This window comes from Microcoleus sp. N9_A2 (assembly GCF_036701775.1).
In the GTDB taxonomy this organism is placed as follows: Bacteria; Cyanobacteriota; Cyanobacteriia; order Cyanobacteriales; family Microcoleaceae; genus Microcoleus.
In genome coordinates, this window is the sequence record NZ_JAUBRH010000068.1 from 1 (window position 1) to 21,706 (window position 21,706).

Here is a 21,706-nt window from a genome sequence, read left to right on the forward strand (position 1 = left end):
TGAATATCTACCTAAATGGAATTATCGTGCAGTGCCGACTATTTAACAAACGCTAAAGTTATTAAATTTTCATTCCTTAGAGAGGGACTTCGTTTGTGTAAAAGCAGTTTCAACCGCCGAATTATCTAAAAAAAAGCGCCTGAGTTCCCCCAGACGCATAGCATAAAATAAACAAATTGTCAACCCTAACCTAACCGTTCAAAGCCTCAGCGCCGCCGGAAACTTCCAGAATTTCCTGGGTAATTGCCGCTTGCCGCGCCTTGTTATAAGTCAACGTCAAACTACGGATCAAATCGCTAGCATTCTCACTAGCATTATTCATCGCCGTCATCCGTGCAGCCAACTCGCTAGCTGCAGATTCTTGCAAAGCCCGCAGCAATTGGTTGTTCAAATACAAAGGCAAAAGAGCCTCCAGAATTTGCGCCGGATCTTGCTCGAAAATCATGTCGCGTGGCAAACTCTTCATAGGTGAAGTAACCTTCTCCCGCGATACTTGAAACTGTCCGCCTTGCGATGTCAGGCGGAAGATTTCATCATCGGGAGTTTCCAAACCTTGGGGGTCGAGGGGCAGCAAGGTTTGAATTACTGGGCGCGAACTAATTAGTGACACAAACTTAGTGTAAACTAGCTCAACTCTATCTACAGTTCCTGATAGGAACAAAGACAGCAATTCGTCAGCAATCATCGCTGCTTCCGGTGCTGTCGGAATTTGTTCCAAGTTCATGTAAGTAGCATCAATCGGCTGTTCGCGGCGCTGGAAATACTGAGTAGCTTTGCGTCCTACCAAGATGTATTTGTACTCTAAGCCTTCAGCTTTGATTTCCTTGGCGCGATTTTCGGCGTATCTGATGATGTTGTTGTTGTAGCCGCCGCACAAACCCCGATCGCCCGAAACTACCAAAAGTCCCACCGATCGCACTTCGCGTTTTTTCAGCAACGGCAAATCCAGGTTTTCAAACTGCAAGCGTTCCGCCAAACCGTATAATACCTCTGCCAGTCGATCGGCAAAAGGCCGAGTAGCAGTCACCTGTTCTTGAGCGCGGCGCACCTTAGCAGCAGCCACCAAGCGCATTGCTTCTGTAATCTTTTTAGTGTTCTTGACCGACTTAATGCGATCGCGAATAGTTTTCAGATTTGCCATAATTTTCTCCTTACATCCTTGCCCGCATCTTCTTAATTAAAACCGCAGATTAACGCAGATTAACGCAGATTAACATCAGATTATCTGCGTCTATCCGCGTTAATCTGCGGTTAAAAATTCCTACTTGTCTACGCAGAAACCAAGAAACTTTGCTTGTATTCGGCGATGCCTTCTTTCAGCAGCTTCTCAGCTTCATCAGTCAATGCCTTGCCGCCTTGAACGATTTCGCCGTACTTCGGCTTGCTAGTCCGCAAATAATCGCGCAAACCAACAGTAAACTTGGTGACTTTTTCCACAGCGATATCATCCATGTAGCCGTTAATACCGGCATAGATTATAGCCACTTGTTCGTTCATCGGCAGAGGCGAACTTTGGTCTTGTTTCAACAGTTCCCGCAAGCGCTGACCCCGCGCCAATTGATTTTGAGTAGCTTTATCCAAGTCTGAAGCAAACTGAGAAAATGCTGCCAGTTCTTCAAACTGCGCCAATTCCAATTTCACCTTACCGGCTACTTTTTTCATTGCCTTAGTTTGAGCCGCAGAACCTACCCGCGATACCGAAATACCGGGGTTTACTGCTGGACGCAAACCAGAGTTAAACAAGTCAGAAGAAAGGAAGATTTGACCGTCGGTAATCGAAATTACGTTGGTAGGAATGTAAGCAGAAACGTCTCCAGCTTGGGTTTCAATAATTGGCAAAGCTGTCATGCTGCCTTCGCCCAAATCGTCGCTCAATTTAGCAGCGCGTTCTAGCAAGCGAGAGTGCAGATAGAAAACGTCTCCAGGATATGCTTCGCGACCCGGAGGACGGCGTAGCAACAAGGACATTTGGCGGTAAGCCTGTGCTTGCTTGGAAAGGTCATCGTAAATGACCAAAGTGTGCTTGCCTTTGTACATGAAATACTCGGCTAAGCTAGCACCAGTGTAGGGTGCCAAATATTGCAGGGTGGCGGGGTCGCTAGCGTTGGCTGCTACGACAATTGTGTAGTCCATCGCGCCCTTTTCTTGCAGGACGTTGACGATGTTAGCTACTGTAGAAGCTTTTTGACCGATCGCCACGTAAACGCAAATCACGTTTTCCGATTTTTGGTTGATGATTGTGTCGATCGCGATCGCAGTTTTACCGGTTTGGCGATCGCCAATAATCAGTTCCCGCTGTCCTCTTCCCACAGGAATCATCGCATCAATAGCGGTAATTCCTGTTTGCATCGGTTCGTAAACAGAACGGCGAGAAACAATCCCTGGTGCCGCAGATTCAATCAAGCGAGTCTCAGTAGTTTTAATTTCGCCTTTACCGTCAATCGGACGCGCCAAAGCATCAACTACCCGTCCCAACATTGCTTCACCAACGGGAACTTCAGCAATTCTGCCAGTAGCAGTAACTGCCGAACCTTCTTGAATGCCGAGGCCTTGGCCCATCAACACTGCACCCACGTTATCTTGTTCGAGGTTCAGTGCGATGCCCACGGTGCCGTCGGCAAATTCTAGCAATTCGCCGGACATAGCTTTATCCAAGCCATAAATCCGCGCAATGCCGTCGCCTACTTGCAAAACAGTACCGACGTTAGAGACTTTTACATCTTGGTCGTACTGTTCAATTTGCTGGCGAATAATGCTGCTAATTTCGTCAGGTCTGATTGCTGCCATGTTAATTATTATGTGTCAGTTGTCAGTTGTCAGTCAGTCGATTTTAGATTTTAGATTTTAGATTTTAGATTTACTTCACAGATGAATCTGGGAGCTTGAACTTTGGTCTAAAATTTTGATCTATCCACGACTTAACTCGGGGGCTTGTACCCATTTTTGGGCGGGTCGATGTTTTCGGTAAGAAAGAATTGAGATTTGGTAGTAAGAATTTGGGACTAATAACTGGAAAACATAAATTCACTTATTCCTGCTTCCTGTTTGATTCTTCCTTCTTCCTTCTTCCAACTTCCATCGGACTGAAATCCGTTACATCTGTTACATCCGTTACATCCGTTACAGAATCCGTTGCCGAACTTCCTTCTTCCTTCAATTAAGAATTCAATCGAAGTCCCAGACGGCGCAATTGTCCCCGCAGGCTGGCATCAATTACTTGAGAGCCTACTTTGATTACCACACCGCCGATTAAATCTGCGTCAATTTTGGTTTCAATTTCTACGCTTCGAGCGCTGACCATCGCCTGCACCTTCTCGCGAACAGTCTGCTGTTGAGCATCTGAAAGCGGGACTGCCGATGTAACTTCAGCCAATACTGTTTGGTTGAGTTCTCGGAGCTTTGCCAAGTATTGTTGACCAATTCCTTCTAAAAAAAGAATTCTTCCTTTGTCTACTAACAGCTTCAAAAAGTTGTGCATCAAGGGGTTCATTTCTTCACCCGCTATTTGCTTAATCACGGCTTTTTTAGCATCAGCTTTAATCAGCGGATTAGCTAAAAATTGACGCAAATCTTCGGAACTTTCTAGTAGGCTAAGCAAAGAACGAATGTCTTCGCCGAACTTCTCTGAGAGATTGCTGGACTGAGCCAGTGACATCAAGGCAGATGAGTAAGGCTGTAAGACTGCTGTGCTAACGATACTCACTTTTTAGCCTCCCAGTAACGCAATGCTGCGATCGATTAAGTGGTTTTGGGCGTTTTCGTCCAAGCTAGCTTTTAACTGGCTTTCCACCTTTGCCATTGCCATTGATACGACAGCAGATCTCAGTTGGGCGATCGCTCTTTCGCGCTCCGCTTCCAACTCTTGACCTGCTGTTGCTTTCATGCGTTCAACTTCCTGCGCCGCTTGAGTTAGAATTGCTTCTTTTGCCTTCTTTGCGGTTTCTTCAGCCGTGGCACGAATTCGTGCCGCTTCTGCTTGTGCTTCAGTCAATTTTTGCTGTTGCTCTGATAGAGCTGCTGCTGCATCTTTTTGGCGTTTTTCTGCTTCTCTAATCGCCTCTTCGATGCCCGATCGCCTCTCAGTTAGGATTTTACCTAAAAAGCCGCGCCCGAAATAAAACAGCACTGCAATAATAATGACCAGGTTAATCAGATTGGTTTCTAAAATATCGAAATTGAAACCAAAACCACCTTCGCCGCTAGCTTCTGTGGCTAGCAATAAAACAGTCCCCATGATACTCTTCCATAATTGCGCGTGCAGATTTGGTGAACCGACGTTAAATTTAAGATTGCATCCACAATCTCAAACTTTTCGGTCTCGCTATTTGACCAGCGACGGCCCTAATAGCTTTTCGAGAATTTGGTGGCCCAGAGCATCTACTTGTTGCTCTAGCGAGCGCATAGCTTCTTGCTTTTGCTGCTCTATTTCTTGTCCTGCTTTTTCTCGCGCCACTTGAGCTTCTTGTTGAGCCTCAGCTACTTTTGCTGACCCCATTTTTTGAGCCTCAGCTTGAGCCGCAGCGATTACTGATTGAGACTGCTTGCGAGTTTCTCCCAGTTTATGCTCATACTCCTGCGCTAGTTGCTGAGCCTTTGCCAAGCGTTCTTTGGCTGCGATTTGGGTGTTGCGAATGTAATCAGCGCGATCGTCAATTGACTTGCTGAGCGGCTTGTAAAAAATTACATTCAAGACTGCGACGAGAATTAAAAACTGCACCGCCATCAGAGGCAGCGTAGCATCTAAATCAAACAGTCCCCCTTCCTTTGCCGCTTCTTCAACTGCTAGTAATACTGTCCAGTGCATCATGATTTTTTGACGGCTTCCATCTAATTCGCTTAATCGAATTTAGACTTGAGATTTTGGATTAGAATAACCCTCCAAAACCTCAAATCTAAAATTTCAAATTATTATGCGAAGGGGTTGGCAAACAATAGCACTAGGGCTACGACCAAACCATAAATTGTCAACGCTTCCATAAACGCCAAACTCAACAGCAAGGTGCCGCGGATTTTGCCTTCTGCTTCAGGCTGACGAGCAATACCTTCTACAGCTTGACCTGCTGCATTTCCTTGACCAATACCAGGGCCGATTGCGGCTAAACCTACTGCCAAAGCGGCGGCGATTACGGAAGCGGCGGCAACTGTTGAATCCATGATGATTTTCCTTATCTAAAGTACAAAATTGAGAACAGAAAGTCTACAGAATTGTCCGATTTCACAGCAGTAATTTTGAGGAGAGAAAATTTTATTTTCCTCTTTCATCCTGTGCCATTTGTCGTTAGTTAATCGTGATGTTCTTCGCCGTGACCGCCTTCTAGAGCTTCACCAATGTAGGCTGCGGCCAAGGTAGCAAAAATCAAAGCTTGAATTGCACTTGTAAATAGTCCCAGAACCATCACTGGCAAAGGAACAAATAAAGGCACTAGCAATACTAGCACTCCGACCACCAATTCGTCAGCAAGAATGTTGCCAAACAAACGGAAACTCAGAGACAGAGGCTTAGTGAAATCTTCTATGATTTTGAACGGCAGCATGAAAGGCACCGGTTCTACATAGTGGGCAAAATACCCCAAGCCACTTTTGCTGAGACCTGCATAAAAATATGCCAAAGATGTCAGCAGTGCAAATGCTACTGTCGTGTTGATGTCAGCGGTAGGAGCTCCCAATTCGCCTGATGGCAGCTTAATCAGCTTCCAAGGAATTAGAGCACCAGACCAGTTTGACACAAAGATGAACAGGAATAATGTACCAATAAACGGTACCCAAGGACGATATTCTTTTTCACCAATTTGGTTTTTAGCCAAGTCCCGAATATATTCCAGCGCATACTCCATAAAATTTTGCATTCCGCTGGGAATTCGCTGGATCTTGCTAGTTCCTAAAAGAGAAACTATAACTAAAACAGCAATTACAAACCACGAGGTTAGAAAAACTTGCCCGTGAACTTTGAGACCGCCGAGTTGCCAGTATAATTGCTGACCAACTTCCAATTTGGCGAGGGGGAAACGATTAAAGGTGTTTAGAACGTCAAGCATTGCCATTCAACGGGCTTCCCCATACAATTCGATGAGTTGAGTTGTGCTCTTCTTCCCTGATCTACCTGTAGTCTAGTGCTAATGCACTTCGGATCACGTAAACCATCAGCGCAGCTTTGTAAGTCAGAAATCCCAAAAATATCGGTAAAATCTGTAGCTGATTCCACTGTGTTCCTACTATCATCACCGCGAAAAACAGACCTAACCTGGTCTTGCTGATGCGTTGATTTTCGCTGCCGATTCGTTCAACATCTCTAGCCAACATCTTTAAGTAAACCACACCTGTGCTTGCCCCTAGCAAATAGTTGAGGGCAATGTTGAGTGAGTAAAAAATCCAAACGGAGATAAAAATAATCGCCGTAAAAGCAAGGGTATATGCCAACAACTCTTGTTGGAGGCGATAAAAATCTTGCATGGGATTGCTTGTCTCGGACGATGCTGTCGAGACAGTCTCGACAGTGCCAGCTTGAGGAATATCCTCGTTGGCTGGTGTGGGTTCGGTGGGTGTGTTTTGCGTGTTCACGAAGCTCAGAAACTAATGCAGGTAGCAGGCGAGTGCTTTGCAAACTCAGAAAAATCATACCACGCTGCGGTAACAATACTTAAAATAAAATTAATCATAATTTCCGGAATTTGGTGTCGGGCGCTTCGGAAACCTCAACCCGTTAAATGTCCGATCGACCTCACCCTACCTCTCCTACCGCCAGGCCCACTTTTTTATACATTGTCTTCGTGCCTCTCACTAAATAGTTCTCACTTAGTGAGAGAAAACAGAGGTTGATCGGGCGAATCGATGAGGTAACTCTCCCTTGTCTGCCTCTGCGCGCTACAAGAGTTAATTCAAATTCGATCTCATTCAATCACCTTAAACTCTTGAAGCGCCGGAATGAAATTTTTATTCTCGTGGCTCGATCGACTAAGTTTAATTAAAGCAAATCGCTCGATCGCGCCCAAAGCCTTCCATTGTGCCAAAGTAATAGTCAAATCAAACTCTTGGGCTTTGGCTGTCACAGATTCTGGTATGGTTGCAGCATCCATCCAGGGCGGATTTGGGTCGATCGCCAAATCAGTTCCAGATTTACCAGTATGTTTGATTAATACTTGGTTTAGCTGTTCTCGATATTGGAGAATTTCTGGACTTGTCAAACAAGGAAGCTCTACAATTGTTTGGCGTTCTGTTTGAGTAAAATGATTCCAGTCTTGCAACTTGAGTTTAATGCCGCAAGTATCTAACTTGAGGCGTACTTGCATTGGAATGCAGCGGAGGGCTTCTACAAAATCGGCTTCAAATTTAAAGAATGTCATAGATATATGGATTTGCCAATTAGATTTTTTTTATTAACCGCAGAGGGCGCAGAGAGCGCAGAGTAAGAGAGTAGAGAGAAATTGATGCAGGTTTTTTGCTTTCTATCAATAATTGCAGAAAATTGAATCAGGATTTATACTTAAGTAATATTATACAGTATTGACATGAATCCCGTAGACTACCTTCGGATTAGCTTGATAGACCGCTGCAATTTCCGCTGTCTCTACTGTATGCCGGAAGGTAGCGAGTTGGACTATGTATTGCAGCAGCAGTTGTTAACCCACTCGGAATTGCTAACTCTGCTGCGCGAAGTTTTTATACCTGTGGGATTTACTAAGTTTCGGCTGACTGGTGGGGAACCGCTGCTGCGCCCTGGGGTGGTGGATTTGGTGAGGTCGATCGCATCTTTGCCGGAAACGCGAGATTTGTCAATGACAACCAACGGCTTTTTGCTGGCGGGAATGGCCGAAAATCTCTACAATGCTGGTTTGCGCCGGATTAATATTAGTTTGGATTCCCTGGAACCCGAGACTTTTGATAAGATAATTGGTAGTCGCGGACGATCGCGCTGGATGCAAGTTTGGGAAGGAATTCAAGCGGCTTATCTAGCTGGATTTGACCCGCTGAAATTGAATGTTGTGGTGATTCCCGGTGTGAATGACGGGGAAATATTGGATTTGGCAGAGTTAACAATTAACCGGAATTGGCACGTTAGATTTATTGAGTTTATGCCGATCGGCAATGGCGACTTATTTGGCGATAAAGGTTGGGTAGCATCGGCAGATTTGCGGCAACAAATTAGCAATAAATACGGGTTAGCCGAGTCGGGAATTCGCGGTAACGGGCCGGCGGATGTGTTTCAAATTCCGGGGGCGAAGGGTACTTTAGGATTTATCAGCCAAATGTCGGAGTGTTTTTGCGATCGGTGCAACCGGATGCGTTTGTCTGCTGACGGGTGGTTGCGGCCTTGTCTGCTGAACGAAACGGGTCAAATTGACTTAAAAACTGCTTTACGGAATGGGGTGTCTACAGGCGAATTGCGCGATCGAGTGCGGCACATATTAGAGATTAAACCGGAGATTAATTTCAAGCAGCGAGATTCGGGAACTACTCAAGGAAATTACAGCCGCACTATGTCTCAAATCGGTGGCTAATTATCTATTATCAGGGATAAGTCAGTCTGGAGCAACGCCCTCGCCTTGCGCGCGGATCGATCATAAGCTGGCGTTACCTGTCCTAGGTCGCAGGACTTCGACATTCAACTCTAGTTTCTCTCCTAGCCACAAAGAATGTTTCGTGTGGTCTGCCACATCGTCGCCTGTTTCAGGGTGAATGAGAATATTGAGCCCCTCACGATTCAGCATTAACCAGGGAACGACTTTGCCAAACTGGTCTGGTAAAAATGCAACTTGATACATTGCTTGGGGGTGGGGGCCAATGGGTTTGTCATGCCAACGCCCAAGCTGCACTTCAAACTGAGTCAATCCTTCTCGTACACGCGCTGCGGCATCGCGATTATCAGCGTCGAAGTAAATATGTCCATGAAAACCAACAATTTCGATGGTGTCTTCTTTCATCATTTTCAGTAGATTATTGAGCAGAGATAAACAACTTTATATTAGCTTAACTTGCTAGATATTTTATTCACTCCTGTCAACTCCTTAAGTTGATATCTCCTCAGTCTTTTCTTTTTTTGTTTCATGCTAGGACAATACCAGTATACTCTCTGCTTCTCTATCTCCAAACTGACTAATGATGTCGATTTCATATCGCAGAATTTGAACAATTTTAGATGTTGAGCAATTGCAAACACGGAGATAAATAAATTTGGGAGGATGACCGTAAATTAAACTCCGTTGATGAAAGTCAGAATCTTTGGAAACAATCACAAAATAATTTGTCTTTGCATATTCCCAAATTGGTGCAGGTTTTTGTGGGGTAATGGGATTCTATTTACACTGATTTTTTCTATAGTCCCAAGGTGGACAAGGATTATTTTTACTCCATAGTCCAATTCGCTGATGTTGAGCGGTAGTCTGACCTTGACGCAATTCTTTAACAATAGTGCTACATCTACCAACACCAATATAATGTTCATAGACCCATGCTTGCCCTTCTTGCACCATTTGTAAATTAATATTTTTATTGTCGAAAACCACCAAAACTACCAGTAATTGGTGTTCATATAGGCCTTTATATGCAGGGTAAAGTTTGATTGATGTACCTTTTGGAAGTAGTGTGTTAAGGCGATTATATGCCTCTTTTCCTCCTTCTTGATTTTTTTCAGGTGCGTCAATGCAAGATAACCTTACTGTTATATTTTTTCCTTTATTACTGCGAACAGTGAGTGTATCGCCGTCTTCAATACTGACTACTTGGGCGTTAATAACTTGTGCTTGAACAGCTTGAGCAAAAATCATTATTTTCTTTTATTTGTCAGTTTTTTATGTGGTAGTTAATCTAACTATACCTGTTTTTGAGTTTATACTCTGGATATTTTTGAATTTGATAATATTTTATGTCAAGATATGTGTCTTCTCGATGTAGCTGCAAAGGTTACAGGACTTAGGCGGGGAAAGTGTAGTTTCCCCGCCTAGCTGGATTTATAGATGTTTCAGCCTCTAAATCAGGATATGCTCTTATCCTGATTTAGTGAGATTTGTTGGTCTTCTTAACTGGTTCCCAGGCTCTAGCCTGGGAACCGAGATCCAGAGGCTCTGCCTCGCTAACGGATAAAAACAAAAACAGGAGGCAGATGCTCATGGAATGTGTTCCCAGGCTAGAGCCTGGGAACGAGCAAACACCTACGCTTTGCGCTTCCGACGGCGAATCAGCACACTCATCACTTGCTTCGGATTAGCTGCACGTTGTAGGGGACTCCAATCGCCAACTTCGGCAAATCCCAGGCGGTACAAAGTGAGTATGGTTTCCCTGACACCCTTGGGCGAACCTGTCACCGTTACACACACCACATCCTGTTCCGATTCTGCTGCTGAGCCGTCATTTGGCCGATCGAATTTGTTGTCGTCAGGCAAGAATTCCTGTGACATAATTATGTTCTCCTGGTTTTGGGTTTTCTAGAAAAACCCAAAAACCCAGCCGCCCCGCATTTCAACGCATAGCAGGGCGGCTACAGAGAGTGTTAAGATACTCCGTTAGCCTCCAGACTGCTGATACCAGTTTGGCGGTTAGCTGTCCATTGCTGCTACCAACAGCTTTGGGCAGTGCAACTAGATTTTTGGGCGACGCGGGCTACTTCCTCTACAAGCAAAGCAACCTCTAACTTCAAAGCCTAGCCGCATTTGGGGGCCTGTGTCAATCCATTTGGGATTTTGGATTTGGGAAAGGTGCGTCAGCTTTGAGATTGCTTCACTACCTTCGCAATGACAGAAAATCCTAGTACGTGCATCCAGGATTAACTGGGAACGAGCAAAACATTAGGAGACGGCAGTGCCGTGTCCCTACAATATTATTGTCGGTAGGGACACGGCACTGCCGTCTCCTCTATATCATTCCGGTGTAACCGGAATTGATATCACTCGCAATGACATATTTATCTTTTCTTAGTCGGCGGAGGCCGACTTTGTTTGACAAGAAGCGGTTTCAACCGCGGAATTATCTTGGTGTTAGCAAAATTAGCTGTTTGGCAAAGATCGATCGCACTTCATCCAATCCCATCTCCACATCCGCCAAAATCTCTCCCACAGTTTTGGTATTGCAAGCTTGCAAAAACTCAAATTCCGCACTTGACAAATTGATCAATTGGTAGTTGCAATCAAACACTTGTTGACTCGGCCAACCGTGCATACAACCACTCAACTCTGGAATTGCCGCCAAAAGTGCCTGATCGTCCGACCAATCAATTTTATTAACAGGCTTTTTGCCCAAGAAAAACTCGTAATGAGTGATTTCCGTATCCAACAATTCAATTAATCGATAAAGCTCTCGTTCCGTCAAACCCTGAGCTCTTTCTATCAATTCCGGCGCTTTCCCCAAAAGCCTTTCTAACTGCCAATATCCCGGATTTGAGAAACCGATAAATTCCAATCCCGAAGCGTCAATTAACTCGAACAAAGTCTCAATATTGTAGTCAATTTCCTGCGGGTGAACGTACATATCAGCAAAACATTCGTCTCGCTGATTTTCTCCTGCCCAACGCTGTTTTTCGTACTTGACAAGACGGTTGTTTTCTGGTAATGAAGCAAAGATTTGACGACCGACTTTCACACCATCGGGATAGTCACCTTTTTGCGGGCCTTGGAGAAGTGCGATCGCCCTTTGCATCAGTTGAATCTCCCAGCGTCCGAGCTCAGCATACACAAAAATGTGCATCAAACCGCCGCTTGCCAACTTCGCCGCCAGCGCTTGAATGCCCCGAATCGGATCGGGCAAATGGTGCAGCACGCCCACACAGTTGATCAAATCAAACTCGCCATCTAACTCGGCCGCATCGTAGATGCTGAGGTGGCGAAAATCGGCTTCTCGCGCCCCGGATCGCCTGCAGCGTTCTTGTGCTACCTTCAAAGCACCGGAACTAAGGTCGATCGCCGTTACGGACGCTTCCGGGTTGAGGTGAATCAGATAATCCGTGCTCGAACCAGTGCCGCAGCCCGCATCTAAAATCCGAATATCCAGTTTTGGCGGCTTTTGGCCAGTGCAAAAATTGTAAGCATCAGGCCAACTCCAGCGCCAGTTGTAGCCGGGGGGCGGTTCGTCGGACAAAGGATCGGGGGGAAAAGGAAAAGTATCGTAAAGCCGCCGCACGGCAGCGCTGATATCAGGCGTAGTATCCATAGGTGAGGTAATAGTGCGTGGGTTTTGAGATTGGTTGTCAGTAGCTACGGGGTAACAGCGCTACGCCATCCACTTCTGTGGCTGCGTTACTCGCAACAAAAGTGTCGCTTCGCGATAGTTGGGCAAGCCTGAAACAGAGGGATCGGGCGATCGACTAACCCCTGATAGCCAAGCCCTGACAGCTTCTGCGTAATAAAACTTATCATTTTTTCTCATATAAGCTCTCTTAAATCTATACAATAAATCTCGACAGGCTTTTTAACAAATAAGGACTGTCAATAACCCACCGCTGAACTGTCGGGTAAAGCGGAGGCGTCTTTAAGCAGAAAGTTAAACGCCCAGAAAAAGGCAGAAGAAAATTTTTGATTTTCTTTTCCCTTAATTGACGGCACTGGCTGCAATCGCCCAAAGGCAACTCTCCTGCCGAGTCTTTTTTTCCACGAGTGTACGGGCGGAGCGCAGCGGAGGGAGTACCCCGTGCCTGCCTTCGGATCGGACATTTCCCGGCAGGCAGAAAGATGAAACCAAAACATTTTAATCTAAGAAAGTAAGCGCGCCCGAACCTCGTGACAGGTAAAGGCAAAAAGTAAACAAAGCAAAAATACCTACTTGAACCTGCATGAGAAGGCAGGGTTAGTCTGGGTAAATGCTACAACGATTTAGATAGGGAGCGAAGGAGTCTAATGACTGTAAAGGCAAGTGGTGGAAGCTCGGTTGCGCGTCCGCAACTATATCAAACTGTACCGGTCGCAACAATTTCGCAAGCAGAACAGCAAGACCGCTTCCTACAGCGGGGCGAACTCAGCGAACTGGCAAGTTATTTCAGTTCAGGGACTCTGCGGATCGATATCTCTGCGACGCTGACCCAAAACTCGGAACTGATAGTATCCCGCGCAGCCAACCGGATTTTTACCGGCGGTTCCCCGCTGGCATTTTTGGAAAGACCACAAGAACCTGCGATGGCTATGGCCGGTGCGGCTCGTGGCGGCTCGGCGAATGTCTCTGAAGGCATGAAACTGGGAAATGTCACCTACGTTGAAGGTCGCGCAGGCGGCGGCAACGGCTCAGGCGGTGGCGGATTCTTGGGGCTGGGAAATCTGTTTTCTGGCAACGGTGGTGGCTACAGCGGCCCAGTCCCAGCAGGATTTCAGCCGATCAATGTCTCGCGCTACGGCCCGGGCAACATGACCAAATCTCTGCGCGACTTGAGCTGGTTTTTGCGCTACATCACCTACGCAATTGTCGCTGGCGACCCGAACATTATTTCGGTGAACGTGCGCGGATTGCGGGAAATCATCGAAAATGCTTGCTCTTCGGCGGCCACAATTGTGGCAATGCAGGAAATGAAGGCAGCATCTTTGGGCTATTTCAAAAACAATGCAGAGGCAAGTGCGATCGTCGGACAGTATTTCGACGTAGCAATTACCGAATTCAAAGCTCCCACACCTTCAGACAAGGTGCGGCAGCGCGAAAGCAACGACCAGCAAGGCTTGCAACTGCCTCAAATCTACTTCAACGCAGCGGAGCGACGGTCGAAATTCGTCATGAAAACCGGCCTGTCTTCGGCCGAAAAGCTAGAAGTAATCAAAGCAGCTTACCGCCAAGTATTCGAGCGCGACATTAGCCGCGCATACAGCCAAAGCATTTCTGACTTGGAATCCAAGGTCAAAAATGGCGAAATCTCGATGAAAGAGTTTATTCGTCGCCTTGGCAAATCTCCTTTGTACCGCCAGCAATTCTACGAGCCGTTTGTCAACAGCCGCGCTGTAGAATTGGCCGCCCGCCACTTCTTGGGCCGCGGTTTGAGCTCGCGGGAGGAATTTAGCAAGTATTTTGCGATCGTCACTAAAGGCGGCTTGGCAGCCCTCGTAGACGCGATGGTTTATTCCCAGGAATATTCCGACTACTTCGGCGAAGAAACCGTGCCTTACCTGCGCGGTTTGGGCCAAGAAGCTCAGGAATGTCGCAACTGGGGCCCGCAAATTGATTTGTTCAATTTCAGCGCTCCGTTCCGCAAGGTTCCTCAGTTCATCACCTTGTTTGCGGGCTACACCCAGCCTCTGCCAGACCAGCACGTTTACGGTGTTGGCAATGACCCCTTAGAAATTCAGTTCGGCGCGATTTTCCCGAAAGAAACTCGCAACCCCAAGAGCCGTCCGGCTCCCTTCGGCAAAGACACCCGCCGTATCCTGATCCGTCAAGGTGCAGGTATTGAAAACCAATTGAGCAACCCGGATGCCAGGGGCAAGGCTCCAGGCTCTCTGGGCCCCAAGGTCTTTAAATTAGACCAGCTCCCCGGTGGTTACACATCTAATAAAAAATCAATTCGCGGTGTGTCAGCAAGCAGCTACAGCAGTGCTTCCAGTGTCAAATTTACCGAAAGCTCCACCCAAGCGGTGATTCGGGCTGCTTACCTGCAAGTGTTTGGTCGCGATGTGTTCGACGGCCAGCGCCAAAAGGTAGCGGAAATTAAGCTGGAAAACGGCGACATTCCGATGCGCGAGTTTATTCGGATGTTGGCGAAGTCTGATGTGTTCCGCAATATGTACTGGAGCAAGCTGTACGTTTGTAAGGCGATCGAGTACATTCACCGCAGACTCCTGGGCCGCCCTACCTACGGCCGTCAGGAAATGAACGCTTACTTTGACATTTGCGCCAAGAAGGGTTTCTACGCGCTGGTTGACGGCATCATGGATTCTCTGGAGTACAACGAAGCTTTCGGGGAAGATACAGTCCCCTACGAGCGCTACGTGACTCCCGCTGGTTTGTCGATGCGGACGATGCGATCGGGTTCCGTCGCTGAGCAAAATGTCCAAGCTGTGACGCCCGAAACTCCTCGGTTTATCGAACTTGGTGCAGCAGGCTCGCGGGGCGATATCGAGTTGCAAAGTCGGATTGCTCAAGGTGTCAGTAAGCGGCGTGAACAAACTAAGATGTTCAAGCTGACGACTACTTCGGACAAAGTAGCTTTGAAAACTTTAATTCAAGCTGCTTACCGTCAAGTTTTTGAGCGCGACATCAACCCGTATGTTGTGAAGAATGAATTCACGGCGCTGGAAAGCAAACTGGGCAACAATGAAATCAATCTCAAGGAGTTCATTGAGGCTTTGGGCTGCTCGTCGCTGTACGTCAAACAATTCTACGCACCTTATCCCAATACTAAGGTGATTGAGTTGGGAACCAAGCACTTCTTGGGCCGCGCTCCCCGCAATCAAGCGGAGATTCGGACGTACAACCAAATTTTGGCAACTAAAGGGATTAAGGGCTTTATCAACGCAATGTTGAACAGCGTTGAATATGCGGAGGCGTTTGGCGAGGATACTGTTCCTTACCGTCGCTTTCCGACTCTGCCTGCTGCGAATTTCCCGAATACCGAAAGGCTGTACAATCTACTCACCAAGCAGAATGATGAGTTGGTGGTTCCAAGCTTTGAGCCAGTAGCTGCTATTGACAGAAGTTAGATTGATTTGAGGTTTGAGATGTTAGATTACTGCTAATTTAACATCTCAAATTAGTTGAAGGGCTGGTATAATTGCCAGCCCTTTTTTTTGTATAATGTGGGGATTTTTAACCGCAGATACACGCAGATGCACGCAGATGAAGAGGATATGAAAGTTTTATTTGATTGGGGATAAAGACTTTTTTAATAGTCCTGGGAACAGAGTTAGGAAGGAGAGTGTGTGGTAAGAAACCTGGTTTATAGGGAAAATAAGACAAGTTTAAAAAAAGAATGCAATTGGTATTAATTTTGCTGGCTTTTACATCTGCCACGGGATTTGGTGAAGCAATTAGATTTGAAGTTTGAGATTTGAGCTAATCTAGACTTGATAATCACATCGGGGCGGGTGCAAGTACCCGCCCTTTCTACATTCGGTTAACCGTACTAAAATAGCCACTTTGACGCGAGAACATTACCGCTAACTCTTCGTCTTTGATTTCAATATACAAAATCGTGATCGTTACAGACAGAGCGATTGTCTAGCGATCGGGTATTAGTGACTTCCCTTAATTCCCAGTCTGCAAAAATTAGGTATAATTGGTGAGTGCGTATTTTAATAAAAGTAAAAAAAAATACCAATCTAGGGAAGGTCAAAACCCAGATATAGCAATCCTTGCAGGAGTCGTAAACTTTTTACCCCAGCCCAACCCTCCCCTTATCAAGGGGAGGGAGTAAGAAATTCACAAATGATGCGAGGAGTGCTAGAGTGAGGAGTCATTCCCAATCTCAAATCTAAAATTGTACAAGCTACATCGAGATCTTGGCGACCAAATAAAATATTAGAATCAACGGGTACTTGTTCTGATTAGTAAAGTAGCAAAACGAATAAACTATTAGGGCATAATGTTGTGAAAGATGGAACAGGGTATGGAACTAAATTTACAGAAATTTTATAGCGCCTGCAATCCCAGCTACACCCTGGCAGTAGCAAATCAAAAAGACCGACAATACTATATCGATTTCTCTTCAGTGCGGGGTGGCACAATCGTCGAACAATTGGAGCGCACCATCAGCCGTCTGTCCCCCGATGCACCTACCTGTCAATTATTCACCGGTCACATCGGCTCTGGTAAATCAACAGAATTGCTGCGGCTGCAAACTCAATTGCAGCAACAAGGATTTCATGTTGTTTACTTTGAGTCGAGTAAAGACTTAGACATGGCAGATGTCGATATCACTGACATTTTGTTGAGCGTTGCTCGTCAGGTGAGCGAAAGCATTGAGAAAATGAAAATCAAGCTGCAACCGAGGGGTTTTAAAGCTTTGCTCAAAGGGGTTGCTGATGTTTTTCAAACTCAAATAGACTTGAGCGCTGAAGCTAATGTCCCTGGTGTTGGGGAAATAAATGCCAGCACGGAGGGAGAATTTTCTCTAGCGCTGGGAATTGGCAAAATTACGGCTAAGGCGAAAGATGCTCCGAATCTGCGATCGGAGTTGAGGCAATATTTGGAGCCGCGAACTAACGTAATTTTAGATGCGCTGAATAAGGAGTTGTTGGAGCCGGCTAATCAAGAACTCAAACGCCAAGGGAAACAAGGACTTGTCGTAATTATCGACAATCTCGATCGCATACACCTGTGCGCGAAACCGACGGGGCGGCTTCAGCCGGAATACCTGTTTGTCGATCGCGGCGAACAGTTGGCAAGACTAAATTGCCACGTCGTGTATACAATTCCTTTGGTGCTGATTTTCTCTAACGACTTGGGCCAGTTGACCAATCGATTTGGGGTAGATCCGAAGGTTTTGCCGATGGTGCCGGTGCAGTTGAGCGACGGTTCTGAGTGCTCTGAGGGTGTGGAATTGCTGCGGCAGATGGTTCTGGCGCGGGCTTTTCCGACGGTGCACCCTTCACAGCGCTATGCTTTGGTAGGCAAAGTTTTCGACTCTGCGGAAACTCTCGATCGCCTGTGTCGAGTTAGCGGGGGTCATGTCCGCAATTTGCTGCAACTGCTGTATAGCTGTCTGCAGAAACAAGACCCTCCTCTGTCGCGGGAAACTTTGGAAAATGTGATCATCCAGCGCCGCCACCAGCTTACTTTGGCGATCGAACCGGAGGAGTGGGAATTACTGCGCCAAGTATCCGCTACCAAAACTGTGAACGGGGAAACTAAATACCAAATCTTGCTGCGAAGTCTCTGGGTGTTTGAATACCGTTACGGCGAGGATTATTGGTTTGATGTCAACCCGATTTTGGCTGACGCCAAGGAGTTTCGGCAAACAGTTGACAGTTGACAGTTGACAGTTGACAGTTGACAGTTGACGGTTGACGGTTGATAGTCACTCGGCGATTGAAATCGCTGTCGAGAGTCAAACGAAGTCCGCCTGCGCGGACTAAAGAATAAGAGCGGTATTGTAGCAGGATCTGGTATTAAAACTCACAACAGTCAACCGTTAACAGTCAACCGTCAACAGTCAACCGTCAACTAACAAAAATGATTAAAGGCACTACTAAACTGTTAGCAGTAATTGGTCATCCGATCGCACATTCTTTGTCGCCGGCGATGCACAATGCTGCTATTTCCCACTTGGGAGTCGATTTTGTTTACCTCCCATTTCCGGTAAAACCAGAGGATTTAAAGGTTGCTCTTGCAGGATTTGCGGCGATCGGCGTTCGGGGATTTAGCATCACGATTCCGCACAAACAAGCCATCTTACCGCTGTTGTCGGATGTTTCCCCGATCGCGCGCTCAATCGGCGCAGTCAATACCGTATACCTGACTGACAAAGGTTGGTGCGGTACAAATACAGACGTTGAAGGCTTTCTCGCGCCGCTGCAAACCCCCCCAACCCCCCCTTACCAAGGGGGGGCTAAAGACGCGATCTCTCCCTTAGAAACGGGCAATACGGCTGTTGAATCCTGTCCCCCCCCTTACCAAGGGGGGGCTAGGGGGGGTTCCGATTGGAGTCAGAAAGTAGCGGTAATTTTGGGGAATGGGGGGGCGGCGAGAGCTGTTGTGGCTGGATGCGCTCAATTGGGATGTGCAGAGATTCACGTTGTCGGCCGCAACGAACAAAATTTAGGGGATTTTCAGCAGAGTTGGGTCAATTCTCCGATGCCCGTGCAGAATTTGCAGGTGCATACTTGGAATGATTTGTCAAGGTTAATCTCGCAGGCAGATTTGCTGGTGAACACGACGCCTGTGGGGATGTATCCGCAGGGGGAAAAGTCGCCGGTTGCGACTGGTGAGATCGATCGAATTTCAGCAGGTGCGATCGTCTACGATCTAATTTACACCCCTAATCCTACCCAGTTTCTCAAAGACGCACAGCTTCGGGGAGCGCTAGCTATTGACGGACTCGAAATGCTCGTTCAACAAGGAGCAGCCGCCTTGAAAATTTGGCTGGACACAGAATCAGTCCCAGTCGATGTGATGCGCCAAGCCCTGCGGCAGCATTTAGGCTTAGACTGATGCTATTGGCGATCGCGGTAGGGAAACAGCGCAGTGCCTTTTCCCTACCTGATGTTGAAAATTTGATCGTGAATTCGCGCTAAGCTGAGAATTAAAATATACTGGCGCTGCCATTTATGAAATTTCGAGCTATCAGCCTTTTTTTTGCTACTTGCGCGATCGGAATTTTTAGTTTGGTATTCACTCCACCTGCTTGGGCTCTGACGCCGATTAAACTTTCCGACCTTTCTTATCACGAATGTCCGGCCGAAATGGCAGAAGGAACTGTCACTAGCGGCAGTTCTATGGAAGCTACCTGCTTTTTGATTACTGGGAAAGCTGAAAATAGCAGCGGGAAACCAGTTGTCAATGCCGATATTTTCGGCCGCATTTATGATGCCGACGACAATCCGGTGATGCAAAACCGCACTCGTTTGGGATCTATAGAAGAAGTTCCTCCCGGAGTTAGCGATTTTCAGATCAGAATTTCGGTTGCCTCCAATCAACGAACACCTTTGAAGCTCAAGCAGTTTAAAGCTACAGGTTTTACTGGCGTGGTTCGCCGCTAATGAAACTCTTTGAGATTTTAGATTGCTGAGAAAGAGATTTTGGGTTGGCTGCCCGTGAAACTGCGATGCAGTTTGAGATTTGAGATTTGAGATTTGAGATTTGAGATTGTTGAGTGGCTGGCAATTTGTCATTTCTAATGTACGATGAACTCCCCAGCTTTTCAACCGGGGAGTTTATCTAAAAATGTCAAATCTAAAATTTAGTTGCAGGCAGCTAGGTCTGGCAAACAAGTTATGCTCGATGCTTAAAAACTTAAGCTTTTCAAACTATAAAGATGTTTGCAAGTTGGTCAAAAGACCGATCAAGAATTCCGAGCCGAACTGAAGTACAAAAAACGCAATCAGTGGCGAAAAGTCAATCCCTCCCAAGGGGGGGATAATCGATCGGAATAGATTCAGGTAAGGATCTGTTAACTGACTCAAAATCGAAAACGGGGGGTCATACCAATTGATATTGGGGAACCAGCTTAACAGCACCCTAAAAATCATTAGGACTACATAGATTTGCAGAAATGTGGACAGCGTGGTTGCCAAAAGGCCTATGGAATAACTCATATATTCTGGTTGTAGTTCGAGTAAAGTTTACAGACACTTTAAGTTTGAGTTTAGCATAGCTGGAGGAGTGGGGGGAGTGGGAGTTGGGGAGGCCAGGAGCGTTTTTGTTGTTCCTTGTTGCTTCTGTCTCCCCCTTTTAGCTGGAAAAATGAAGAGAGAAATGTGCGACAGTTGACCGATCGCCCGCATTGATCTGCCAGACCGATCTAAAATCGTACATTGATTCACGAGTCTTGGGCGATCGAACCCTCGCTGCTGTGCGCCGGCGCGTTGCCGTTTACGTCGCCGAGTTGCAGCCGCACGTCATCTATTGCCTGATTTAGCTGGGCAATTTTATCTTCCAAACTCAGCCTTGCTACTTCCATCCCTTCGGCTTCGAGTTGGCTTGCTTTCTTCTGGCGAATCTTTCTTACCTTTGCGTCTGAAGGTTCGCTCAGCATAGCTTCAGCAGCGCGCCGCGACAGCACCGCGCCCAAAACTGCACCCACCAAGCCGCCAACTGCGGCTCCTGCAATAAATCCCCCTGTAAAACCCTCTCGATTACTCATGGCTCAACTCAACTGCGCGATATTTCCGTGATTTGTCTATTTTGACACTCTCTGGAATAATCAACCTGGAGATTGTTAGTTGTCGGGTAAGGCGAGAATTCCGACTTCTTGGTTGAAGCGGATCATTTCCAAAGATCGATCGCCATAGAGGTCTTCAATGTGCTCTAAGCAGCAGTCGATCGCGAAATCGTTCAATTGGGCCGGCTCAACGCCGTACATTTCCTGAAACACCTCTGAGTCTACCCGACAAAAGCGCGGTCGATCGCCATAAATTCCGCATTCTCGGGTCGCTTTGTCAAAATTGATACACCAACCGTCATCTCCGACTAAGCTCAAGTAGAGCGCTAATTCGTCTTCAGATAAATACTCGTCTAAGTCTGGGCGCTCTGTTGGGTCGAGGTAACAACAAGCACCGCACTGCTTTACGCAACGCCAAGTAGCCATAGTTTGATTTTAGATTTTAGATTTTAGATTTTAGATTCGGAGCATTATGTGGAAAATGCCAAACTCTAGGAGATTGGGGCTCTTCAAGTATATCAATTGCCAGTGCCCGAGGCGGATCTCCTCCCGGGGCGTTCGATTTTAGATTTGAGGTTTTAGATTCCGCTCACTTTCGGGGAAGGGGCATCAAGTCCCTGGTTTGCTGTCACTGAGAGGTTGATCGTTCTTTACATTTTGTTGACTTTTGTAAATTTCCTTAAACAAGAGGGACAATAGCCCGGTAAAATCAGAAGCGGATTTTCTAATTCAACAATCTAGACTTAATAACTACAGTCAGGAGGAGACATGGACTTTATAACCGATATTTTCAGCGGCCTGGGCGGTGTAAACTACCAACTCATTGTTCAGGTAGCTTTACTCGCAGCCGTCGTGCTCAGCGGCCCGATCGTAATTTTTCTGCTCGCAGCTAAAGGCGGCGATCTGTAATTATAGCACGCTCCTGGGCGATCGAGAGTTGGGAGTTTTGAGTTTTAAATTAGGCAAAATTCACAACGCTCGATTGCCAATTCA

26 protein-coding genes are annotated in these 21,706 nt (G+C 46.6%); 7 read left to right on the top strand and 19 right to left on the bottom strand.

Going from position 1 to position 21,706, the window contains the following annotated elements:
* Positions 1-190: 190 nt before the first annotated feature.
* From QUA44_RS26035 to QUA44_RS26080, 10 genes are all read right to left on the bottom strand, one after another.
* Positions 191-1,141, bottom strand: coding sequence for a F0F1 ATP synthase subunit gamma (locus QUA44_RS26035; RefSeq protein WP_333255891.1), 951 nt, complete (start codon positions 1,139-1,141; stop codon positions 191-193).
* Between the two features lie 128 nt (positions 1,142-1,269).
* Positions 1,270-2,787, bottom strand: a complete 1,518-nt coding sequence (atpA, locus tag QUA44_RS26040) for a F0F1 ATP synthase subunit alpha (RefSeq protein WP_333255889.1) — start codon at positions 2,785-2,787, stop codon at positions 1,270-1,272.
* Between the two features lie 241 nt (positions 2,788-3,028).
* Positions 3,029-3,157 (bottom strand): hypothetical protein, encoded by a 129-nt coding sequence (locus QUA44_RS26045; protein WP_333255887.1) that lies wholly within the window; start codon positions 3,155-3,157, stop codon positions 3,029-3,031.
* Positions 3,158-3,703 (bottom strand): ATP synthase F1 subunit delta, encoded by a 546-nt coding sequence (gene atpH / locus QUA44_RS26050; RefSeq protein WP_332968033.1) that lies wholly within the window; start codon positions 3,701-3,703, stop codon positions 3,158-3,160.
* 3 nt (positions 3,704-3,706) lie between these two features.
* Positions 3,707-4,234, bottom strand: a complete 528-nt coding sequence (locus QUA44_RS26055) for a F0F1 ATP synthase subunit B (protein WP_265233915.1) — start codon at positions 4,232-4,234, stop codon at positions 3,707-3,709.
* Positions 4,235-4,321: 87 nt separating this feature from the next.
* Complete coding sequence (locus QUA44_RS26060) at positions 4,322-4,807, bottom strand: F0F1 ATP synthase subunit B' (RefSeq protein WP_333255885.1); 486 nt, start codon at positions 4,805-4,807, stop codon at positions 4,322-4,324.
* Between the two features lie 101 nt (positions 4,808-4,908).
* Entirely contained in the window at positions 4,909-5,154 is a 246-nt protein-coding gene (atpE, locus tag QUA44_RS26065) for an ATP synthase F0 subunit C (protein ID WP_242717122.1), read from the bottom strand.
* Positions 5,155-5,282: 128 nt separating this feature from the next.
* The gene (gene atpB / locus QUA44_RS26070; protein ID WP_333255883.1) at positions 5,283-6,041 is read right to left on the bottom strand and encodes a F0F1 ATP synthase subunit A; all 759 of its coding nucleotides are present in this window, start codon (positions 6,039-6,041) and stop codon (positions 5,283-5,285) included.
* Positions 6,042-6,096: 55 nt separating this feature from the next.
* Complete coding sequence (locus QUA44_RS26075) at positions 6,097-6,558, bottom strand: ATP synthase subunit I (RefSeq protein ID WP_265233912.1); 462 nt, start codon at positions 6,556-6,558, stop codon at positions 6,097-6,099.
* 329 nt (positions 6,559-6,887) lie between these two features.
* The gene (locus tag QUA44_RS26080) at positions 6,888-7,340 is read right to left on the bottom strand and encodes a nitrate reductase associated protein (protein ID WP_333255881.1); all 453 of its coding nucleotides are present in this window, start codon (positions 7,338-7,340) and stop codon (positions 6,888-6,890) included.
* A 165-nt stretch (positions 7,341-7,505) separates the two neighbouring features.
* On the opposite strand from QUA44_RS26080, the gene moaA reads away from it, so the two are divergent.
* Positions 7,506-8,495 (top strand): GTP 3',8-cyclase MoaA, encoded by a 990-nt coding sequence (moaA, locus tag QUA44_RS26085; protein WP_333255879.1) that lies wholly within the window; start codon positions 7,506-7,508, stop codon positions 8,493-8,495.
* 60 nt (positions 8,496-8,555) lie between these two features.
* Here the strand turns inward: moaA and QUA44_RS26090 are convergent, their stop codons facing one another.
* The 4 genes from QUA44_RS26090 to QUA44_RS26105 all read right to left on the bottom strand — a co-directional run bounded on the left by QUA44_RS26090 (position 8,556) and on the right by QUA44_RS26105 (position 10,391).
* Positions 8,556-8,921 carry a DOPA 4,5-dioxygenase family protein gene (locus QUA44_RS26090; protein ID WP_333255878.1) on the bottom strand — a complete coding sequence of 122 codons (366 nt, stop codon included), beginning with the start codon at positions 8,919-8,921 and terminating at the stop codon, positions 8,556-8,558.
* 123 nt (positions 8,922-9,044) lie between these two features.
* Entirely contained in the window at positions 9,045-9,284 is a 240-nt protein-coding gene (locus QUA44_RS26095) for a DUF5615 family PIN-like protein (protein WP_333276791.1), read from the bottom strand.
* Positions 9,285-9,290: 6 nt separating this feature from the next.
* Positions 9,291-9,761: a thermonuclease family protein gene (locus tag QUA44_RS26100; RefSeq protein WP_333255876.1), complete on the bottom strand. Its 471-nt coding sequence runs from the start codon at positions 9,759-9,761 to the stop codon at positions 9,291-9,293.
* A gap of 384 nt (positions 9,762-10,145) precedes the next feature.
* Positions 10,146-10,391 carry a hypothetical protein gene (locus tag QUA44_RS26105; RefSeq protein ID WP_333255874.1) on the bottom strand — a complete coding sequence of 82 codons (246 nt, stop codon included), beginning with the start codon at positions 10,389-10,391 and terminating at the stop codon, positions 10,146-10,148.
* Between the two features lie 89 nt (positions 10,392-10,480).
* On the opposite strand from QUA44_RS26105, the gene QUA44_RS26110 reads away from it, so the two are divergent.
* Entirely contained in the window at positions 10,481-10,624 is a 144-nt protein-coding gene (locus QUA44_RS26110) for a hypothetical protein (protein WP_333094347.1), read from the top strand.
* Positions 10,625-10,956: 332 nt separating this feature from the next.
* Here the strand turns inward: QUA44_RS26110 and QUA44_RS26115 are convergent, their stop codons facing one another.
* Together QUA44_RS26115 and QUA44_RS26120 are read right to left on the bottom strand one after the other, a co-directional pair.
* Positions 10,957-12,135: a class I SAM-dependent methyltransferase gene (locus QUA44_RS26115; RefSeq protein WP_333255872.1), complete on the bottom strand. Its 1,179-nt coding sequence runs from the start codon at positions 12,133-12,135 to the stop codon at positions 10,957-10,959.
* A 60-nt stretch (positions 12,136-12,195) separates the two neighbouring features.
* On the bottom strand, positions 12,196-12,351 hold the full coding sequence (locus QUA44_RS26120; protein ID WP_333255870.1) for a hypothetical protein: 156 nt from the start codon (positions 12,349-12,351) through the stop codon (positions 12,196-12,198).
* A 467-nt stretch (positions 12,352-12,818) separates the two neighbouring features.
* Between QUA44_RS26120 and QUA44_RS26125 the strand changes: the two genes are divergently transcribed.
* The 4 genes from QUA44_RS26125 to QUA44_RS26140 all read left to right on the top strand — a co-directional run bounded on the left by QUA44_RS26125 (position 12,819) and on the right by QUA44_RS26140 (position 19,592).
* Entirely contained in the window at positions 12,819-15,596 is a 2,778-nt protein-coding gene (locus tag QUA44_RS26125; RefSeq protein ID WP_333255866.1) for a phycobilisome rod-core linker polypeptide, read from the top strand.
* 905 nt (positions 15,597-16,501) lie between these two features.
* Entirely contained in the window at positions 16,502-17,866 is a 1,365-nt protein-coding gene (locus QUA44_RS26130) for a P-loop NTPase fold protein (protein ID WP_333255857.1), read from the top strand.
* Between the two features lie 200 nt (positions 17,867-18,066).
* Positions 18,067-19,044 carry a shikimate dehydrogenase gene (locus QUA44_RS26135; protein ID WP_333255855.1) on the top strand — a complete coding sequence of 326 codons (978 nt, stop codon included), beginning with the start codon at positions 18,067-18,069 and terminating at the stop codon, positions 19,042-19,044.
* Positions 19,045-19,160: 116 nt separating this feature from the next.
* The gene (locus tag QUA44_RS26140) at positions 19,161-19,592 is read left to right on the top strand and encodes a hypothetical protein (RefSeq protein ID WP_333255854.1); all 432 of its coding nucleotides are present in this window, start codon (positions 19,161-19,163) and stop codon (positions 19,590-19,592) included.
* Between the two features lie 267 nt (positions 19,593-19,859).
* Here QUA44_RS26140 and QUA44_RS26145 read toward each other — a convergent pair whose 3' ends face one another.
* The 3 genes from QUA44_RS26145 to QUA44_RS26155 all read right to left on the bottom strand — a co-directional run bounded on the left by QUA44_RS26145 (position 19,860) and on the right by QUA44_RS26155 (position 21,139).
* A complete protein-coding gene (locus QUA44_RS26145; RefSeq protein WP_333255852.1) occupies positions 19,860-20,147 on the bottom strand; it encodes a YggT family protein in 288 nt (95 codons plus the stop codon).
* A 224-nt stretch (positions 20,148-20,371) separates the two neighbouring features.
* Positions 20,372-20,695, bottom strand: coding sequence for a hypothetical protein (locus tag QUA44_RS26150; RefSeq protein ID WP_333255850.1), 324 nt, complete (start codon positions 20,693-20,695; stop codon positions 20,372-20,374).
* A gap of 75 nt (positions 20,696-20,770) precedes the next feature.
* Positions 20,771-21,139: a YkgJ family cysteine cluster protein gene (locus QUA44_RS26155; protein WP_333255848.1), complete on the bottom strand. Its 369-nt coding sequence runs from the start codon at positions 21,137-21,139 to the stop codon at positions 20,771-20,773.
* Positions 21,140-21,481: 342 nt separating this feature from the next.
* On the opposite strand from QUA44_RS26155, the gene psb30 reads away from it, so the two are divergent.
* Entirely contained in the window at positions 21,482-21,622 is a 141-nt protein-coding gene (psb30, locus tag QUA44_RS26160) for a photosystem II reaction center protein Ycf12/Psb30 (RefSeq protein WP_333255845.1), read from the top strand.
* Positions 21,623-21,706: the final 84 nt, after the last annotated feature.

What these genes read in the sequence shown, in the direction of transcription:
- QUA44_RS26135 (WP_333255855.1), top strand. Translation starts at nt 18,067, where the DNA reads ATGATTAAAGGCACTACTAAACTGTTAGCAGTAATTGGTCATCCGATC.
- psb30 (WP_333255845.1), top strand. Translation starts at nt 21,482, where the DNA reads ATGGACTTTATAACCGATATTTTCAGCGGCCTGGGCGGTGTAAACTAC.
- moaA (WP_333255879.1), top strand. Translation starts at nt 7,506, where the DNA reads ATGAATCCCGTAGACTACCTTCGGATTAGCTTGATAGACCGCTGCAAT.
- QUA44_RS26035 (WP_333255891.1), bottom strand. Translation starts at nt 1,141, where the DNA reads ATGGCAAATCTGAAAACTATTCGCGATCGCATTAAGTCGGTCAAGAAC.
- QUA44_RS26055 (WP_265233915.1), bottom strand. Translation starts at nt 4,234, where the DNA reads ATGGGGACTGTTTTATTGCTAGCCACAGAAGCTAGCGGCGAAGGTGGT.
- QUA44_RS26090 (WP_333255878.1), bottom strand. Translation starts at nt 8,921, where the DNA reads ATGATGAAAGAAGACACCATCGAAATTGTTGGTTTTCATGGACATATT.
- atpE (WP_242717122.1), bottom strand. Translation starts at nt 5,154, where the DNA reads ATGGATTCAACAGTTGCCGCCGCTTCCGTAATCGCCGCCGCTTTGGCA.
- QUA44_RS26150 (WP_333255850.1), bottom strand. Translation starts at nt 20,695, where the DNA reads ATGAGTAATCGAGAGGGTTTTACAGGGGGATTTATTGCAGGAGCCGCA.
- atpA (WP_333255889.1), bottom strand. Translation starts at nt 2,787, where the DNA reads ATGGCAGCAATCAGACCTGACGAAATTAGCAGCATTATTCGCCAGCAA.
- QUA44_RS26140 (WP_333255854.1), top strand. Translation starts at nt 19,161, where the DNA reads ATGAAATTTCGAGCTATCAGCCTTTTTTTTGCTACTTGCGCGATCGGA.
- QUA44_RS26130 (WP_333255857.1), top strand. Translation starts at nt 16,502, where the DNA reads ATGGAACTAAATTTACAGAAATTTTATAGCGCCTGCAATCCCAGCTAC.
- atpB (WP_333255883.1), bottom strand. Translation starts at nt 6,041, where the DNA reads ATGGCAATGCTTGACGTTCTAAACACCTTTAATCGTTTCCCCCTCGCC.
- QUA44_RS26125 (WP_333255866.1), top strand. Translation starts at nt 12,819, where the DNA reads ATGACTGTAAAGGCAAGTGGTGGAAGCTCGGTTGCGCGTCCGCAACTA.
- QUA44_RS26080 (WP_333255881.1), bottom strand. Translation starts at nt 7,340, where the DNA reads ATGACATTCTTTAAATTTGAAGCCGATTTTGTAGAAGCCCTCCGCTGC.
- QUA44_RS26060 (WP_333255885.1), bottom strand. Translation starts at nt 4,807, where the DNA reads ATGATGCACTGGACAGTATTACTAGCAGTTGAAGAAGCGGCAAAGGAA.
- QUA44_RS26120 (WP_333255870.1), bottom strand. Translation starts at nt 12,351, where the DNA reads ATGAGAAAAAATGATAAGTTTTATTACGCAGAAGCTGTCAGGGCTTGG.
- QUA44_RS26115 (WP_333255872.1), bottom strand. Translation starts at nt 12,135, where the DNA reads ATGGATACTACGCCTGATATCAGCGCTGCCGTGCGGCGGCTTTACGAT.
- QUA44_RS26145 (WP_333255852.1), bottom strand. Translation starts at nt 20,147, where the DNA reads ATGAGTTATTCCATAGGCCTTTTGGCAACCACGCTGTCCACATTTCTG.
- QUA44_RS26155 (WP_333255848.1), bottom strand. Translation starts at nt 21,139, where the DNA reads ATGGCTACTTGGCGTTGCGTAAAGCAGTGCGGTGCTTGTTGTTACCTC.
- QUA44_RS26105 (WP_333255874.1), bottom strand. Translation starts at nt 10,391, where the DNA reads ATGTCACAGGAATTCTTGCCTGACGACAACAAATTCGATCGGCCAAAT.
- QUA44_RS26100 (WP_333255876.1), bottom strand. Translation starts at nt 9,761, where the DNA reads ATGATTTTTGCTCAAGCTGTTCAAGCACAAGTTATTAACGCCCAAGTA.